The sequence below is a fragment of the Streptomyces sp. NPDC058872 genome (assembly GCF_042743065.1).
GTDB lineage: Bacteria > Actinomycetota > Actinomycetes > Streptomycetales > Streptomycetaceae > Streptomyces.
Window position 1 is genome coordinate 225,902 of record NZ_JBHYMK010000001.1, and the last position, 15,234, is coordinate 241,135.

Annotated in this window: 14 protein-coding genes; 9 read left to right on the forward strand and 5 right to left on the reverse strand. The window is 70.5% G+C overall.

Features of this window, described 5'->3' with window-relative positions; genetic code table 11:
- Nucleotides 1-87: 87 nt before the first annotated feature.
- The 7 genes from ACFW22_RS01015 to ACFW22_RS01045 all read left to right on the forward strand — a co-directional run bounded on the left by ACFW22_RS01015 (nt 88) and on the right by ACFW22_RS01045 (nt 6,864).
- On the forward strand, nt 88-1,299 hold the full coding sequence (locus ACFW22_RS01015; RefSeq protein ID WP_386396931.1) for a phosphoglycerate kinase: 1,212 nt from the start codon (nt 88-90) through the stop codon (nt 1,297-1,299).
- A 7-nt stretch (nt 1,300-1,306) separates the two neighbouring features.
- Nucleotides 1,307-2,083, forward strand: coding sequence for a triose-phosphate isomerase (gene tpiA / locus ACFW22_RS01020; protein ID WP_386396934.1), 777 nt, complete (start codon nt 1,307-1,309; stop codon nt 2,081-2,083).
- 97 nt (nt 2,084-2,180) lie between these two features.
- Nucleotides 2,181-2,411, forward strand: a complete 231-nt coding sequence (secG, locus tag ACFW22_RS01025) for a preprotein translocase subunit SecG (protein WP_030205174.1) — start codon at nt 2,181-2,183, stop codon at nt 2,409-2,411.
- A 77-nt stretch (nt 2,412-2,488) separates the two neighbouring features.
- The gene (locus ACFW22_RS01030; protein WP_078908267.1) at nt 2,489-2,824 is read left to right on the forward strand and encodes an RNA polymerase-binding protein RbpA; all 336 of its coding nucleotides are present in this window, start codon (nt 2,489-2,491) and stop codon (nt 2,822-2,824) included.
- 290 nt (nt 2,825-3,114) lie between these two features.
- Nucleotides 3,115-4,776 carry a glucose-6-phosphate isomerase gene (gene pgi / locus ACFW22_RS01035; RefSeq protein ID WP_386396937.1) on the forward strand — a complete coding sequence of 554 codons (1,662 nt, stop codon included), beginning with the start codon at nt 3,115-3,117 and terminating at the stop codon, nt 4,774-4,776.
- A gap of 4 nt (nt 4,777-4,780) precedes the next feature.
- Nucleotides 4,781-5,281, forward strand: a complete 501-nt coding sequence (locus ACFW22_RS01040; protein ID WP_386396940.1) for a PH domain-containing protein — start codon at nt 4,781-4,783, stop codon at nt 5,279-5,281.
- Entirely contained in the window at nt 5,278-6,864 is a 1,587-nt protein-coding gene (locus tag ACFW22_RS01045; protein ID WP_386396943.1) for a PH domain-containing protein, read from the forward strand. Before ACFW22_RS01040 ends, ACFW22_RS01045 begins: the two co-directional genes overlap by 4 nt.
- Nucleotides 6,865-6,871: 7 nt before the next feature.
- Here ACFW22_RS01045 and pgl read toward each other — a convergent pair whose 3' ends face one another.
- The 5 genes from pgl to tkt are packed head-to-tail and all read right to left on the reverse strand — an operon-like array spanning nt 6,872 to nt 13,498.
- On the reverse strand, nt 6,872-7,654 hold the full coding sequence (gene pgl, locus ACFW22_RS01050; protein WP_386396946.1) for a 6-phosphogluconolactonase: 783 nt from the start codon (nt 7,652-7,654) through the stop codon (nt 6,872-6,874).
- A complete protein-coding gene (gene opcA, locus ACFW22_RS01055; RefSeq protein WP_386396949.1) occupies nt 7,651-8,715 on the reverse strand; it encodes a glucose-6-phosphate dehydrogenase assembly protein OpcA in 1,065 nt (354 codons plus the stop codon). The genes pgl and opcA overlap by 4 nt, the downstream gene beginning before the upstream one ends.
- Nucleotides 8,712-10,244: a glucose-6-phosphate dehydrogenase gene (gene zwf, locus ACFW22_RS01060; RefSeq protein ID WP_386396952.1), complete on the reverse strand. Its 1,533-nt coding sequence runs from the start codon at nt 10,242-10,244 to the stop codon at nt 8,712-8,714. The genes opcA and zwf overlap by 4 nt, the downstream gene beginning before the upstream one ends.
- A 5-nt stretch (nt 10,245-10,249) precedes the next feature.
- Nucleotides 10,250-11,374 (reverse strand): transaldolase, encoded by a 1,125-nt coding sequence (gene tal / locus ACFW22_RS01065; RefSeq protein ID WP_386396955.1) that lies wholly within the window; start codon nt 11,372-11,374, stop codon nt 10,250-10,252.
- Between the two features lie 36 nt (nt 11,375-11,410).
- A complete protein-coding gene (tkt, locus tag ACFW22_RS01070) occupies nt 11,411-13,498 on the reverse strand; it encodes a transketolase (protein WP_386396958.1) in 2,088 nt (695 codons plus the stop codon).
- A gap of 347 nt (nt 13,499-13,845) precedes the next feature.
- Between tkt and ACFW22_RS01075 the strand changes: the two genes are divergently transcribed.
- Nucleotides 13,846-14,793, forward strand: a complete 948-nt coding sequence (locus ACFW22_RS01075) for a heme o synthase (protein ID WP_386396961.1) — start codon at nt 13,846-13,848, stop codon at nt 14,791-14,793.
- A gap of 110 nt (nt 14,794-14,903) precedes the next feature.
- Nucleotides 14,904-15,224: a hypothetical protein gene (locus ACFW22_RS01080; protein WP_386396964.1), complete on the forward strand. Its 321-nt coding sequence runs from the start codon at nt 14,904-14,906 to the stop codon at nt 15,222-15,224.
- Nucleotides 15,225-15,234 lie beyond the last annotated feature (10 nt).

The following is a 15,234-nucleotide window of genomic DNA, read 5'->3' on the forward strand; positions in this document are numbered from 1 at the left end:
GATGTGAGCAGGGCTCGGGCAGCGCAACGCCGCGCTGTGCGAGCCCTGTTTGTGTGCTCCACCGCGTACCAAGGAGTCTGTTAACAGATGAAGACGATCGACGAGCTCCTCCACGAGGGCGTCGAAGGCAAGCGCGTGTTCGTGCGCGCCGACCTCAACGTGCCGCTCGACGGCACCACCATCACCGACGACGGCCGCATCCGTGCCGTCGTCCCCACCGTCAAGGCGCTCGCCGACGCCGGTGCACGCGTGGTGGTCGCCTCGCACCTGGGCCGCCCCAAGGGCGCTCCGGACCCGGCGTTCTCGCTCGCCCCGGCGGCGGTGCGCCTCGGTGAACTGCTCGGCACCGAGGTGGCCTTCGCGACCGACACGGTCGGCGACTCGGCCAGGGCGACCGTCGCGGGCCTCGCCGACGGTCAGGTGGCCGTGGTCGAGAACCTCCGCTTCAACGCCGGCGAGACCTCCAAGGACGACGCCGAGCGCGCTGCCTTCGCGGACCAGCTGGCGGCCCTCGCCGACCTGTACGTCGGCGACGGCTTCGGCGCCGTGCACCGCAAGCACGCCTCGGTCTTCGACCTCCCGAAGCGCCTTCCGCACGCCGCCGGCTACCTCATCGCCACCGAGGTCGGCGTCCTGAAGAAGCTCACCGAGGACGTCCAGCGGCCGTACGCGGTCGTGCTCGGCGGCGCCAAGGTCTCCGACAAGCTCGGCGTGATCGACCACCTGCTGGAGAAGGCCGACCGCATCCTCATCGGCGGCGGCATGGCGTACACCTTCCTCAAGGCCCAGGGCCACGAGGTCGGCATCTCGCTGCTCCAGGAGGACCAGGTCCCGGCAGTCCTGGGGTACCTGGAACGGGCCAAGGAGCTCGGCGTGGAGTTCGTGCTCCCCGTCGACGTCCTGGTCGCGCCCGCGTTCCCCGACCTGAAGACCAAGGCTCCGGCGAACCCGACCACGGTCGCCGCGGACGCCATCCCCTCCGACGAGGAGGGCCTGGACATCGGTCCGGAGACCCGTAAGCTCTACGCCTCGAAGCTCGCCGACGCCGGCACCGTCTTCTGGAACGGTCCGATGGGCGTCTTCGAGCACCCCGACTACGCCGAGGGCACCAAGGCCGTTGCCCAGGCGCTCGTCGATTCCCCGGCCTTCACGGTGGTGGGCGGTGGCGACTCCGCCGCGGCCGTCCGCATCCTGGGCTTCGACGAAAAGGCATTCGGCCACATCTCGACCGGCGGCGGCGCCTCCCTCGAATACCTCGAGGGCAAGCAGCTCCCCGGCCTCGTCGCACTGGAGGACTGACCCCCTGATGAGCACCCGCACCCCGCTGATGGCGGGCAACTGGAAGATGAACCTCAACCACCTCGAGGCCATCGCCCACGTCCAGAAGCTCGCCTTCGCCCTGACGGAGAAGGACCACGACGCCTGTGAGGTCGCGGTCCTGGTCCCCTTCACCGACCTGAGGTCCGTCCAGACCCTGGTCGACGGTGACAAGCTCAAGATCAAGTACGGCGCCCAGGACATCTCGGCGCACGACTCCGGTGCCTACACCGGCGAGGTCTCGGGCTCGATGCTCTCCAAGCTGAAGTGCGCCTACGTCGCCGTCGGCCACTCCGAGCGCCGCCAGTACCACGCCGAGACCGACGAGGTCTGCAACGCCAAGGTGAAGGCCGCCTTCAAGCACGGCATCACCCCGATCCTCTGCGTCGGCGAGGGTCTGGACGTCCGCAAGGCGGGCAACCAGGTCGAGCACACCCTCGCCCAGATCGACGGCGGGCTGAAGGACGTCCCGGCCGAGCAGGCCGAGTCGATCGTGATCGCCTACGAGCCGGTGTGGGCCATCGGCACCGGCGAGGTCGCCACCCCCGACGACGCCCAGGAGGTCTGCGGGGCGATCCGCGGGCGCCTCGCGGAGCTGTACTCGCAGGAGCTGGCCGACAAGGTCCGCATCCAGTACGGCGGCTCGGTCAAGTCCGGCAACGTCGCCGCGATCATGGCGCAGCCCGACGTCGACGGCGCCCTGGTGGGCGGCGCGGCGCTCGACGCCGACGAGTTCGTCAAGATCGTGCGCTTCCGCGACCAGTGAGTATGCGGTAGCGGAGTTCCGTCGTACCCTTGCGGGGGTCGGGCAGGCGCCCGGCCCCCGTCCGTATCAGTCCGAGGAAGTTGGTCCAGCCGTGGTTATGGGGTTCTCGATCGCCCTGATCGTCTTCAGCGCACTGCTGATGCTGCTTGTGCTCATGCACAAGGGGAAGGGCGGCGGCCTCTCCGACATGTTCGGTGGCGGCATGCAGTCCTCCGTCGGTGGCTCCTCGGTCGCCGAGCGAAACCTTGACCGGATCACGGTCGTGGTCGGTCTGCTCTGGTTCGCCTGCATTGTGGTACTCGGCCTGCTGATGAAGTTGGACGGGTAACTCCAATCACTGGACGCGCGTTGGGCCTTACGTAGACTGGGGCATCTTCGAGCACCATCACGCAGGGAGTTACGACCGTGGCAAGTGGCAACGCGATCCGGGGAAGCCGGGTCGGAGCGGGGCCGATGGGGGAGGCCGAGCGGGGCGAGTCGGCACCGCGCCTCCGCATCTCCTTCTGGTGCTCGAACGGGCACGAGACACAGCCGAGCTTCGCCAGTGACGCAGCGGTCCCGGACACCTGGGACTGCCCGCGCTGCGGCTTCCCGGCGGGCCAGGACCGGGACAACCCGCCGGACCCGCCGCGCACGGAGCCGTACAAGACCCACCTCGCCTATGTGCGCGAGCGGCGCAGCGATGCGGACGGCGAGGCGATCCTCGCCGAGGCGCTCGCCAAGCTGCGGGGCGAGATCTGAGCGTGGTGTGACGGTGTGACGAACGGGCCTTGCCCGCGAACTCGATTCGCGGGCAAGGCCCGTTCGCGCTTCGCCGGCGGACGCTCCGAGGGGCGGTGCGGCCGTGGCCGCCCCGCCCGGGCAGGAACGGGCAGCGGCACCCGACCGAGGGGCGCCCCACCCCGGAACGCCTCCTTCCGTCGCTTCTCGCCGCGTCCCCGTTCGTGCTCGCCGTCGCGTCGCCGACCCCTCTGATCAATTAAGTTGGGGGATGCAGCGGGGCAGACAAGCAGTACGAGAAGAAGTGGGCGATGTCCGACATGACAAGCGAAGGTCGTAACAGGCTCAACCGGCTGCCCGAGTGGGCGGCCCTCGGCAAGCACCGCGAGCAGCTGGGCGAGACCCACCTGCGCGAACTGTTCGCCGCCGAGCCGGCGCGCGGCACCGATCACGTCCTGCGGGTCGGCGACCTCCACCTGGACTACTCCAAGCACCTCGTCACCGACGAGACGCTGACCCTGCTGCGCGAACTGGCCACCGCCACCGGTGTCGCCGAGCTCCGCGACGCCATGTTCCGCGGCGAGAAGATCAACACCACCGAGGACCGTGCCGTCCTCCACACCGCACTGCGCGCGCCCCGCGGAGCCGTCGTCGAGGTCGACGGGGAGAACGTGGTGCCCGGCGTCCACGCCGTGCTCGACAAGATGGGCGCCTTCGCCGACACGGTCCGTGCGGGCGAGTGGACCGGTCACACCGGACGGCCCGTCAAGAACGTCGTGAACATCGGCATCGGCGGCTCCGACCTGGGCCCCGCCATGGCGTACGAGGTGCTGCGCTCCTACACCCAGCGCGACCTGACGTTCCGTTTCGTTTCCAATGTGGACGGCGCCGACCTCCACGAGGCCGTCCGCGACCTCGACCCGGCCGAGACGCTCTTCGTCGTCGCCTCCAAGACCTTCACCACGATCGAGACGATCACCAACGCCACCTCTGCCCGCGACTGGCTCCTCAGCGGGCTCGGGGCCGGCCAGGAGGCCGTCGCCAAGCACTTCGTGGCCCTCTCGACCAATGCCGAGAAGGTCGAGGAGTTCGGCATCGACACCACGCACATGTTCGAGTTCTGGGACTGGGTCGGCGGCCGGTACTCCTACGACTCCGCCATCGGGCTCTCCCTGATGATCGCCATCGGCCCGGGCCGGTTCCGCGAGATGCTCGACGGCTTCCACCTCGTCGACGAGCACTTCCGCACCGCCCCGCCGGAGGAGAACGCGCCGCTCCTGCTCGGACTCCTCGGCATCTGGTACGGCGCCTTCTTCGACGCCCAGTCGCACGCCGTCCTGCCGTACTCCCACTACCTGTCCAAGTTCACCGCCTACCTCCAGCAGCTCGACATGGAGTCCAACGGCAAGTCGGTGGACCGTCAGGGCCACCGGGTCGACTGGCAGACCGGCCCGGTCGTCTGGGGCACCCCCGGCACCAACGGGCAGCACGCCTACTACCAGTTGATCCACCAGGGCACCAAGGTCATCCCGGCCGACTTCATCGGCTTCGCCCGTCCCGTCGACGACCTGTCGCCCGCCCTCGTGGCCCAGCACGACCTGCTCATGGCCAACTTCTTCGCGCAGACCCAGGCACTCGCCTTCGGCAAGACGCCCGAGGAAGTGCGGGCCGAAGGGGTCGCCGAGGACCTCGTCCCGCACAAGACCTTCCGGGGGAACCACCCGACCACCACGATCCTGGCCGAATCGCTCACCCCGTCCGTCCTCGGCCAGCTGATCGCGCTCTACGAGCACAAGGTCTTCGTCCAGGGCGCCGTCTGGAACATCGACTCCTTCGACCAGTGGGGCGTCGAGCTCGGCAAGGTCCTCGCGAAGCGGATCGAGCCCGTCCTGACGGAGGGCGAGGGCGCCGAGCAGCTCGACAGCTCCACCGCAGGACTCGTGTCGACCTACCGCTCGCTGCGCGGACGGTAACCGCGTGACGGGGGAGAACGCGGTGCGGCTGAGGCCGCCCAGGAACGCCGTGGACCAGCGGGCCGTCGCCTGGTGGCGGAGCCGACTGCTGGTGGCCGCCGCCGTGCCGGTGGCGGTCCTCGTCGTCCTCCGTGCGTTCCTCGGGCCGGTCGGTGCCTGGCTGCCGTTCGCGGCCGGGGCCGCGGCGGTCCTGGGTCTCGCCGGTGCCGCGTTCTTCCCCGCCTGGTGGTTCCGGGTGCACCGCTGGGAGGTGACCGACGACGCCGTCTACGTGCGCACCGGAGCGCTCTGGCAGGAGTGGCGGATCGCTCCCATGTCGCGGATCCAGACCGTCGACACCTCGCGGGGACCGCTGGAGCAGCTCTTCCGGTTGGCCACCGTCACCGTGACCACCGCCTCCTCCAAGGGCGCCATCAGGATCGCGGGCCTCGACCACGACCTGGCCGCCGCCCTCGCCGAGCGGCTGACCCTGATCACCCAGGCCACCCCCGGGGACGCCACGTGAGGGGAGGGCGGGGCCCGCGGCAGGACGAGGAGCAGCAGTGGTCACGCCTCGACCCCCGCACCGTCCTCGTCCGAGGGGTCCTCTTCGCCGGCGTCCTCCTCGGCGCAGGGCTCCCCGTCGCCTTCGGGCTCGCCGGTTCACGGCCAGCGCGGCAGGCCTTCGGCTGGGTCTTCGGCGCGGTCCTGCTGGTCCTCGCGGCCGACGTCGTCGCCGAGGCCCTCCGGCTCCGCCGCACCCGCTACCGCGTCGGCCCCGAGCGGGTCGAACTCCACACCGGCTTTCTTGTGGTCCAGCGCCGTTCGCTCGCCCGCGACCGCATCCGCAGCGCGGACCTCACGGCCAACCCCCTCCAGCGCCTCCTCGGCCTGGTCAAGGTCCGGATCGGCACCGGAGAGCACACCGGCGGCGGGGAGTCCACCCTCGAACTCGACCTGGTCACCCGCGCCGAGGGCGAGCGCCTCCGACGTGCGCTGCTCGCCCGCGCCGCCGCCACGGAGTCCGACCGGGACGATGCCCTGGCCACGCTCGACCCGCGCTGGATCCGCTATGCGCCGGTCTCCTTCCTCGCCCCCGCGTTCGGCGGTGCTGCGGTCGGTGCCGTCCTGCAGGTCAGTGAGTGGTTCGGGGCCCAGGCCGAGCTCGTCGACTGGATGGGGGACCGGTTCCAGGACGTCTCCGCGACCTGGATCGTCGTCGACCTGATCCTGCTCGCCACCGCGGTCGGCGCGGTCGGGGCGCTCGCGCTCTGGGCCGAGACCTGGTGGAACTACCGCCTCGAACGCGAGCCCGGCGGCACCCTCAGGGTCTCCCGGGGCCTCCTCACCACCCGCTCGGTCTCCCTGGAGGAGCGCAGGCTGCGCGGTGTCGAGCTCGTCGAGCCGCTCGGCGTCCGGATGTGCGGGGCCGCCCGGGTCGACGCCGTCGCCACCGGGCTCGTCCAGAGCGCCGACGACAAGCACGCCGAGCTCAAGAACCTCGTGCCACCGGTGGAGCGGGCCGTTGCCGACCGGGTCGCCGGCCAGATCCTGCGCGAGCCGGAACCGCCCACCGGGGCACCGCTCACCGCCCATCCCCGGGCCGCCCGCACCCGACGGCTGCGCCGGGCCCTGGCGGGGGTCCTCGGCCCGGTCGCGGTCCTCGCGCTCCTCGGCCAGGTCCTCGCCCCGTTCCTGCTGTACGTGGCGGCCGGCTGCGCCGTCGTCCTCACCCCGCTCGCGGTGCTCGGTGCCCTCGATGCCCACCGCGCCCTCGGACACGGTGTCAGCGGCGCCTATCTGGTGACCCGTTCGGGAACGCTCCGGCGGACCACGACCGTCCTCCAGCGCTCCGGAGTCATCGGCTGGACCGTGAAGCAGTCGTACTTCCAGCGCCGCGCCGGCCTGCTGACGATCACCGCCACGACGGCGGCGGGCGAGGGGGCGTACGAGGTCATCGACGTGGGCGTGGGTGAAGGCCTGGCCTTCGCGGCCGGAGCCGTACCCGATCTCCTCGCGCCGTTCCTGGAGCCCGTGGGCGTACCGGAGGCCCGGTCCCAGCAGTCCCCCCGGACGAAGTCGGGGGGAGGGGGGACCGGGCCTCCGTGAGGCGGCCTCAGGCCGAGGCCGGCGGGTACAGGCTCCGCGGCAGCTTGGACGCGGCTGCCGCGTCCAGCAGCCACAGCGTCCGGGAGCGGCCCCGGGCGCCCGCTGCGGGGGCCTGCAGCTCGCCCGCGCCGGACAGCGCGACGGCCGCCGCCGTCGCCTTGTCCTCTCCGGCCGCGAGCAGCCAGACCTCCTTCGCCGCCCGGATCGCGGGGAGGGTCAACGAGATCCTGACCGGCGGCGGCTTCGGTGCGCCGTGCACCCCCACCACCGTCCGCTCGGTCTCGTGGACCGCCGGCAGTTCCGGGAAGAGCGAGGCCACGTGGGTGTCCGGACCGACGCCCAGCATCAGGACGTCGAAGGTGGGCACTCCGGCGTGGTCACCGGGCCCGGCCGCGGCCAGCAGTTCCGCCGCGTACGCGGCTGCGGCGGCATCGACGTCGCTGCCGTGCGGGCCGTCCGACGCCGGCATCGCGTGCACCCGCGCGGGGTCCACCGGGACGCCGTCGAGCAGCGCCTCGCGGGCCTGGGTGACGTTGCGCTCCGGGTCCCCCTCGGGGAGGTAGCGCTCGTCGCCCCACCACAGGTCGAGCCGCGACCAGTCGATCGCGTCCCGGGCGGGCGCCGAACGCAGCGCCGCGAGCAGCCCGTTGCCGTTGCGGCCACCGGTCAGCACCACCGAGGCGGAGCCGCGGGAGGCCTGGGCGTCCACGATCTTCGTGATCAGTCGGGCCGCGGCGGCCTCGGCCATCAGCTCCTTGTCGCGGTGGACCACCAGCTGGGGAGTGCTCATGTGGCCGCCGCCTTCTTGGCCGGGGCCTTCTTCGTGCGCTTGGCGGCGGCGGGCGCCGGCTCCGCGGGCGTCTCCTCCGCTGCCTCCGCTGCCTCCACTGCCTCCGCGACGGGTTCGGGGGCGGTGGTGGCCGCCTCCTCGGCAAGTCGGTCGAGACCGAACTTGAGCGCCGTCGCATAGGTGTCGTCCGGGTCGAGCCGGCGCAGTTCCTCTGCGATCAGTTCGGCCGTCTCGCGGCGCTTGAGCGCCACGGCGCGGTCCGGCTGCCCCTGGATGGACAGCGTCGCGAGGGAGCCGTCCGGACGGTCCAGCACGATCGGGCCGGCATTGGTCTCCAGCCGTACGGAGGTGAGGCCGGGGCCCGTCGACTTCGAGCGCCGGACCGGTACCTCCAGCCGGCCCGCCAGCCACATCGCGAGCAGTTCGACGCTCGGATTGAACTCCTCGCCCTCCACCACCGCCGAGGTGACCTCGCACACGACCTGGTCGAGCGCAGCGGCGAGCATCGAACGCCACGGGGTGATCCGGGTCCAGGACAGGTCCGTGTCGCCCGGGGTGTAGGCGTCCGCGCGCGCGGTCAGTTCCTGGATGGGCTGCTCGGCGGCGTAGGTGTCGGTCACCCGGCGCTGGGCGAGCGCCCCCAGCGGGTCGTTCGCCGGGTCGGTCGGTGCGTTCACCGGCCACCAGACGACCACGGGGGCGTCCGGGAGGAGCAGCGGGAGCACCACCGACTGGGCGTGGTCGACGACCTCGCCGTACAACCGCAGCACCACCGTTTCGCCGGTGCTGGCATCGGCGCCGAGACGGACCTCGGCGTCGAGTCGTGCCTTGGAACGGTCCCGCGGGGAGCGCGAGACCCGCTTGATGACGACGAGGGTCCGCGAGGGGTGCTCGCGGGACGCCTCGTTGGCCGCCTTCAGCGCGTCGTAGGCGTTCTCCTCGTCGGTGACGATGACGAGGGTGAGCACCATGCCGACGGCCGGGGTGCCGATCGCCCGCCGCCCGAGCACCAGCGCCTTGTTGATCTTGGAGGACGTGGTGTCCGTCAGGTCGGTCTTCATGGCCGGCGCCAGCTCCTGCCGTCTCGTGCGAGCATCTCGTCCGCCTCGACGGGACCCCAGGTCCCGGACTCGTACTGCGCGGGCTTGCCGTGCGCGTCCCAGAACTGCTCGATCGGGTCGAGGATCTTCCAGGACAGCTCGACCTCCTCGACCCGCGGGAAGAGGTTGGAGTCGCCGAGCAGGACGTCGAGGATGAGCCGTTCGTAGGCCTCGGGGCTCGATTCCGTGAAGGACTCGCCGTACGCGAAGTCCATCGACACGTCCCGGATCTCCATCTGCGTGCCCGGCACCTTCGAACCGAACCGCACCGTGACGCCCTCGTCCGGCTGGACGCGGATCACGATGGCGTTGCGGCCGAGCTCCTCGGTCGCGGTGTGGTCGAAGGGGGAGTGCGGGGCCCGCTGGAAGACCACTGCGATCTCGGTGACCCTGCGGCCCAGGCGCTTGCCGGTCCGCAGGTAGAAGGGGACGCCCGCCCAGCGGCGGTTGTCGATCTCCAGTTTGATGGCCGCGTAGGTGTCGGTCTTCGACTGGGGGTCGATGCCGTCTTCCTGGAGGTAGCCGACGGCCCTCTCGCCGCCCTGCCAGCCGGCCGCGTACTGGCCGCGGACCGTGGACTCGCCCAGGTCCTTGGGCAGCTTCACGGCTCCGAGGACCTTGGTCTTCTCCGCGGCCAGCGCATCGGCGTCGAAGGAGGCGGGCTCCTCCATCGCGGTCAGCGCGAGCAGCTGCAGCAGGTGGTTCTGGATGACGTCGCGGGCGGCGCCGATGCCGTCGTAGTAGCCCGCACGGCCCCCGATGCCGATGTCCTCGGCCATGGTGATCTGCACGTGGTCGACGTACGACCGGTTCCAGATCGGCTCGAAGAGCGTGTTGGCGAAGCGGAGCGCCAGGATGTTCTGGACGGTCTCCTTGCCGAGGTAGTGGTCGATCCGGAAGACCGCATCGGGCGGGAACACCTCGTGGACGACCTCGTTCAGCTCCTTGGCGGAGACCAGGTCGTGGCCGAAGGGCTTCTCGATGACGGCGCGACGCCACGAGCCGTTCTCCTGGTCGGCCAGCCCGTGCTTCTTGAGCTGCTGGACGACGAGGGGGAAGAACTTCGGCGGCACGGACAGGTAGAAGGCGAAGTTGCCCCCGGTGCCCTGGGCCTTGTCCAGCTCCTCGATGGTGGACTTGAGCTGTTCGAAGGCGTTGTCGTCGTCGAAGTCGCCCTGGACGAAGCGCATGCCTTGGATCAGCTGCTGCCACACCTCCTCCCGGAACGGGGTGCGGGCGTGCTGCTTGACGGCGTCGTGGACCTCTTGGGCGAAGTCCTCGTCCTGCCACTCGCGCCGGGCGAAGCCGACGAGCGAGAAGCCCGGCGGCAACAGGCCGCGATTGGCCAGGTCGTAGACGGCGGGCATCAGCTTCTTACGGGACAAATCGCCCGTGACGCCGAAGATCACCAGACCCGACGGCCCCGCGATGCGCGGGAGCCGTCGGTCTGCGGCGTCACGGAGCGGGTTGGCTCCGTGGACTGCACTCACAGTGCTTATGCCTCCGAAGGTACGCGGCGCGCGAGCTCCGCCTCGGTGGACCCGAGCAGGTCGTTCCAGGACGCCTCGAACTTCTCGACGCCCTCGTCCTCCAGGAGCTGGACGACGTCGTCGTAGCTGATGCCCAGCTTCGCGACGGCCTCCAGCACCTCGCGGGAGGAGTCGTAGGTGCCGCGGATGGTGTCACCGGTGACCTCGCCGTGGTCGGCGGTGGCCTCCAGGGTGGCCTCGGGCATGGTGTTCACCGTGCCCGGGGCGACCAGGTCCACGACGTACAGGGTGTCCTTGTACGCCGGGTCCTTGACGCCGGTCGAGGCCCACAGCGGACGCTGCTTGTTGGCCTGGGCCCGGTCCAGGGCGGCCCAGCGCTCCGAGGAGTCCGAGAAGACCTCTTCGTAGGCCTCGTACGCCAGACGGGCGTTGGCCAGGGCGGCCTTGCCCTTGAGCGCCGCGGCCTCGTCGGTGCCGATGCCGTCCAGGCGCTTGTCGATCTCCGTGTCCACGCGGGAGACGAAGAAGGAGGCCACCGAGTGGATCTTGGAGAGGTCGAGGCCGCGCTCGCGGGCCTTCTCCAGGCCCGCCAGGTAGGCGTCCATGACGGCGCGGTAGCGCTCCAGCGAGAAGATCAGCGTGACGTTGACGCTGATGCCGAGGCCGATGACCTCGGTGATCGCCGGCAGTCCCGCCTTGGTGGCCGGGATCTTGATGAGGGTGTTGGGACGGTCCACCAGCCAGGCGAGCTGCTTCGCCTCGGCGATGGTGGCCGTCGTCTCGTGGGCGAGACGGGGGTCGACCTCGATGGAGACCCGGCCGTCCTGGCCGTCCGTCGCCTCGAAGACCGGCCGCAGGATGTCGGCGGCGTCGCGGACGTCCGCCGTCGTGATCATGCGGATGGCCTCGTCGACGGTCACCTTGCGGGCGGCGAGGTCGACGAGCTGCTGCTCGTAACCGTCACCCGAAGAGATGGCCTTCTGGAAGATCGACGGGTTCGTGGTCACGCCGACCACGTGGCTCTGGTCGATCAGCTCGGCCAGGTTGCCGGACGTGATCCGCTTGCGCGAGAGGTCGTCCAGCCAGATCGCGACGCCTTCGTCGGAGAGGCGCTTGAGAGCGTCTGTCATGAGAATTGCATCTCCAGAGAGTCGTAACTAGGGGCGTCAGCGCGCGGCGGCGTCGAGCGATTCCCGCGCGGCGGCGACGATCGCCTCCGGCGTGAAGCCGAACTCGCGGAACAGGACCTTCGCGTCCGCCGAGGCGCCGAAGTGCTCCAGCGAGACGATCCGGCCGGCATCGCCGACGTACCGGTGCCAGGTCAGGCCGATGCCGGCCTCGACCGCGACCCGGGCCCTGACCGACGGCGGCAGGACCGAGTCCTTGTACGCCTGGTCCTGCTCCTCGAACCACTCCACGGACGGCATCGAGACCACACGGGTCGGAACGCCGGCGGCCTGGAGCTGCTCGCGGGCCTCGACGGCCAGGTGCACCTCGGAACCGGTCGCGATCAGCACGACCTGCGCGTCGCCGCCCTCGGCGTCGAAGAGCACGTAGCCGCCCTTGACGGCGTCCTCGTTCGGCGCGTACGTCGGCACGCCCTGGCGGGTGAGCGCGAGGCCGTGCGGGGCACCCTTGCCGAACACCCGCGTGTGGCGCTGCATGATCTCGCGCCAGGCGAGCGCCGTCTCGTTGGCGTCGGCCGGCCGGACCACGTTCAGGCCCGGGATCGCGCGCAGCGAAGCCAGGTGCTCCACCGGCTGGTGGGTCGGGCCGTCCTCGCCCAGACCGATCGAGTCGTGGGTCCAGACGTACGTCACGGGCAGGTGCATCAGCGCGGACAGTCGCACCGCGTTGCGCATGTAGTCGGAGAACACCAGGAAGGTGCCGCCGTAGATGCGCGTGTTGCCGTGCAGGGCGATGCCGTTCATCTCCGCGGCCATGGAGTGCTCGCGGATGCCGAAGTGGATGGTGCGGCCGTACGGGTCGGCCTCCGGCAGCGGGTTGCCCTCGGGCAGGAACGACGAGTCCTTGTCGATCGTCGTGTTGTTCGAGCCGGCGAGGTCGGCCGAGCCGCCCCAGAGCTCCGGGATGACCGCGCCCAGCGCCTTGAGCACCTGCCCCGAGGCGGCACGGGTGGCGACGCCCTTGCCGGGCTCGAAGACCGGGAGCTTCTCGGCCCAACCGGCCGGCAACTCGTTCGCCTGGATGCGGTCGAACTCCGCCGCGCGCTCCGGGTTGGCCGTACGCCATTCGGCGAGCTGCTTCTCCCACGCGGCACGGGCCTCGCGCCCGCGGTCACCGAGCGCACGGGTGTGCGCGATGACCTCGTCGCCGACCTCGAAGGTCTGCTCCGGGTCGAAGCCCAGGACTCGCTTGGTGGCCGCGATCTCCTCGTTGCCGAGCGCCGAGCCGTGTGCGGCCTCGGTGTTCTGCGCGTTCGGGGCGGGCCAGGCGATGATCGAACGCATCGCGATGAACGACGGACGCTCGGTCTCGGCCTCGGCGGCGCGGATCGCCGCGTACAGCGCGGCCGGGTCCAGGTCGCCGTTGGACTTCGGCTCCACGCGCTGGACGTGCCAGCCGTACGCCTCGTACCGCTTCATCGTGTCCTCGGACACGGCCGTCTCGGTGTCGCCCTCGATCGAGATGTGGTTGTCGTCCCACAGCAGGACCAGGTTGCCGAGCTTCTGGTGACCGGCGAGCGAGGAGGCCTCTGCGGAGATGCCCTCCTGCAGGCAGCCGTCACCGGCGATCACGTAGACCCGGTGGTCGAACGGGGAGGCGCCCGGAGCGGCCTCCGGGTCGAACAGACCGCGCTCGAAGCGGGCCGCCATCGCCATGCCCACGGCGTTGGCGACGCCCTGACCCAGCGGGCCCGTGGTCGTCTCGACACCGGCGGTGTGGCCGTACTCCGGGTGACCGGGGGTCTTCGAGCCCCAGGTGCGGAAGGTCTTCAGGTCGTCCAGTTCGAGACCGAAACCACCCAGGTACAGCTGGGTGTAGAGGGTCAGGGACGAGTGCCCGGCGGAGAGGACGAACCGGTCCCGCCCGACCCACTCGGGGTCGGCGGGGTCGTGTCGCATCACCTTCTGGAAGAGGGTGTACGCGGCCGGTGCAAGGCTCATCGCCGTACCGGGATGGCCGTTGCCGACCTTCTGTACGGCGTCCGCGGCCAGGATGCGGGCGGTGTCAACGGCCCGCTGGTCCAATTCGGTCCACTCGAGGTCTGTGGTGGTCGGCTTAGTGCTCACCCTGGGTCAGGGCTCCTCTCCACATGTCTGAAGCCGGTGACTGAGGGTGTACCGGCGTTGTCGAGCCTACCCCCGCCGTACGCCCCTCTTTTCGTGTCCTGGCCCCTCAAATGAGCGGAGAAATGACGGGACACAGCAAGAGTGCCGGTGGATCCGGCCGTTCGCCTCCCGAGTGCCGCCCGGAGCGGCCCCGAACCGCGTCCACCCCTTGGGACGTACCCCTCCAACACGACCCCACCCCCGCGAAGATCGGCGTCTGGGCAACGTCTACAGTGGCGTGGTACGCGCAAGCTTTACCCCGTCTTCACTCGGGGAGCTTGCTGGGAATTTCTCTGTCAGGGGTGTGCGTGACGGCCGTCGAGTCCCGACCCGCAGGGGTCGTCTTGACTCCCAGCCCGGGGGGCCATCGGCCGTTCGGGGCCCGCGTCAAGGCATTCGTGGCGCTGACCAAGCCGCGGATCATCGAGCTGCTGCTCATCACGACCGTTCCGGTGATGTTCCTCGCCGAGCAGGGCGTGCCCAACCTCTGGCTGGTGCTCGCCACCTGTTTCGGCGGCTACCTGTCGGCGGGCGGCGCCAATGCGCTGAACATGTACATCGACCGGGACATCGACGCCCTGATGGAGCGCACGTCCCAGCGTCCCCTGGTCACCGGCATGGTGTCGCCGCGGGAGGGCCTGGTCTTCGGCCTCACCCTCGCCGTGGTCTCCACGCTCTGGTTCGGCCTCCTCGTCAACTGGCTCTCCGCCTGGCTCTCCCTCGGCGCACTCCTCTTCTACGTCGTCGTCTACACGATGATCCTGAAGCGGCGCACCGCGCAGAACATCGTCTGGGGAGGCATCGCCGGCTGCCTCCCGGTGCTCATCGGCTGGTCGGCCGTCACCAATTCGATGTCCTGGGCCGCCGTCATCCTCTTCATGGTCATCTTCTTCTGGACGCCGCCGCACTACTGGCCGCTGTCCATGAAGGTGAAGGACGACTACGCCCGCGCGGGCGTCCCCATGCTTCCGGTGCTGGCCTCCAACAAGGTCGTCGCCAAGCAGATCGTGGTCTACAGCTGGGTCATGGTCGCCGTCTCCCTGCTGCTCACCCCGCTGGGTTACACGGGCTGGTTCTACACCGCGGTGGCGCTGCTCACCGGCGGCTGGTGGCTCTGGGAGGCGCACGCGCTCCTGAACCGCGCCAAGGCGGAGGTGGCGGGTGCCAAGCTCAAGGAGATGCGCCTCTTCCACTGGTCCATCACCTATGTGTCGCTGCTCTTCGTCGCCGTCGCGGTGGACCCCTTCCTCCGCTAGGACGGCACGCGCGCTCATCTGAGGCGCGGAGGCCGACGGCCGGGTCACGTGGGACAGCCCACACGGCCCGGCCGTCGCCAGTGGATCTACCCCTCGGTAGCATCCGTGTCATGGCAGAAACGAAGCACGAAGAGCGCAGGGCGGCCAAGCTGGCCAAGGAGATCCGGGCCTTCTCCAAGGAGCACGGCGGCTCCGAGGGGCACCTCGCGCACATCGGCCAGGCGGGCACCCGGATCGTCCTGGTCGGCACCGACGGCGGCTGGGGCGACCTCGTCGCGCCGACCTACGCCGTCGCCCGGCAGGCCGCCGAGAAGGCGGGGCTGACCCTCCACGAGGAGTTCGACGGCGACTTCGCCGCCAAGGTGGAGACCGGCCCGTACGAGTGGACCCGGATGGCCGGCATCCAGATCGGCGGCCCCTCCAACCGCTGAGGCAACAACC

Excerpts from the sequence above, each read along its gene's own strand:
- ACFW22_RS01015 (WP_386396931.1), top strand. The coding sequence starts at position 88 with ATGAAGACGATCGACGAGCTCCTCCACGAGGGCGTCGAAGGCAAGCGC.
- tpiA (WP_386396934.1), top strand. The coding sequence starts at position 1,307 with ATGAGCACCCGCACCCCGCTGATGGCGGGCAACTGGAAGATGAACCTC.
- secG (WP_030205174.1), top strand. The coding sequence starts at position 2,181 with ATGGGGTTCTCGATCGCCCTGATCGTCTTCAGCGCACTGCTGATGCTG.
- pgi (WP_386396937.1), top strand. The coding sequence starts at position 3,115 with ATGTCCGACATGACAAGCGAAGGTCGTAACAGGCTCAACCGGCTGCCC.
- pgl (WP_386396946.1), bottom strand. The coding sequence starts at position 7,654 with ATGAGCACTCCCCAGCTGGTGGTCCACCGCGACAAGGAGCTGATGGCC.
- opcA (WP_386396949.1), bottom strand. The coding sequence starts at position 8,715 with ATGAAGACCGACCTGACGGACACCACGTCCTCCAAGATCAACAAGGCG.
- tal (WP_386396955.1), bottom strand. The coding sequence starts at position 11,374 with ATGACAGACGCTCTCAAGCGCCTCTCCGACGAAGGCGTCGCGATCTGG.
- ACFW22_RS01080 (WP_386396964.1), top strand. The coding sequence starts at position 14,904 with ATGGCAGAAACGAAGCACGAAGAGCGCAGGGCGGCCAAGCTGGCCAAG.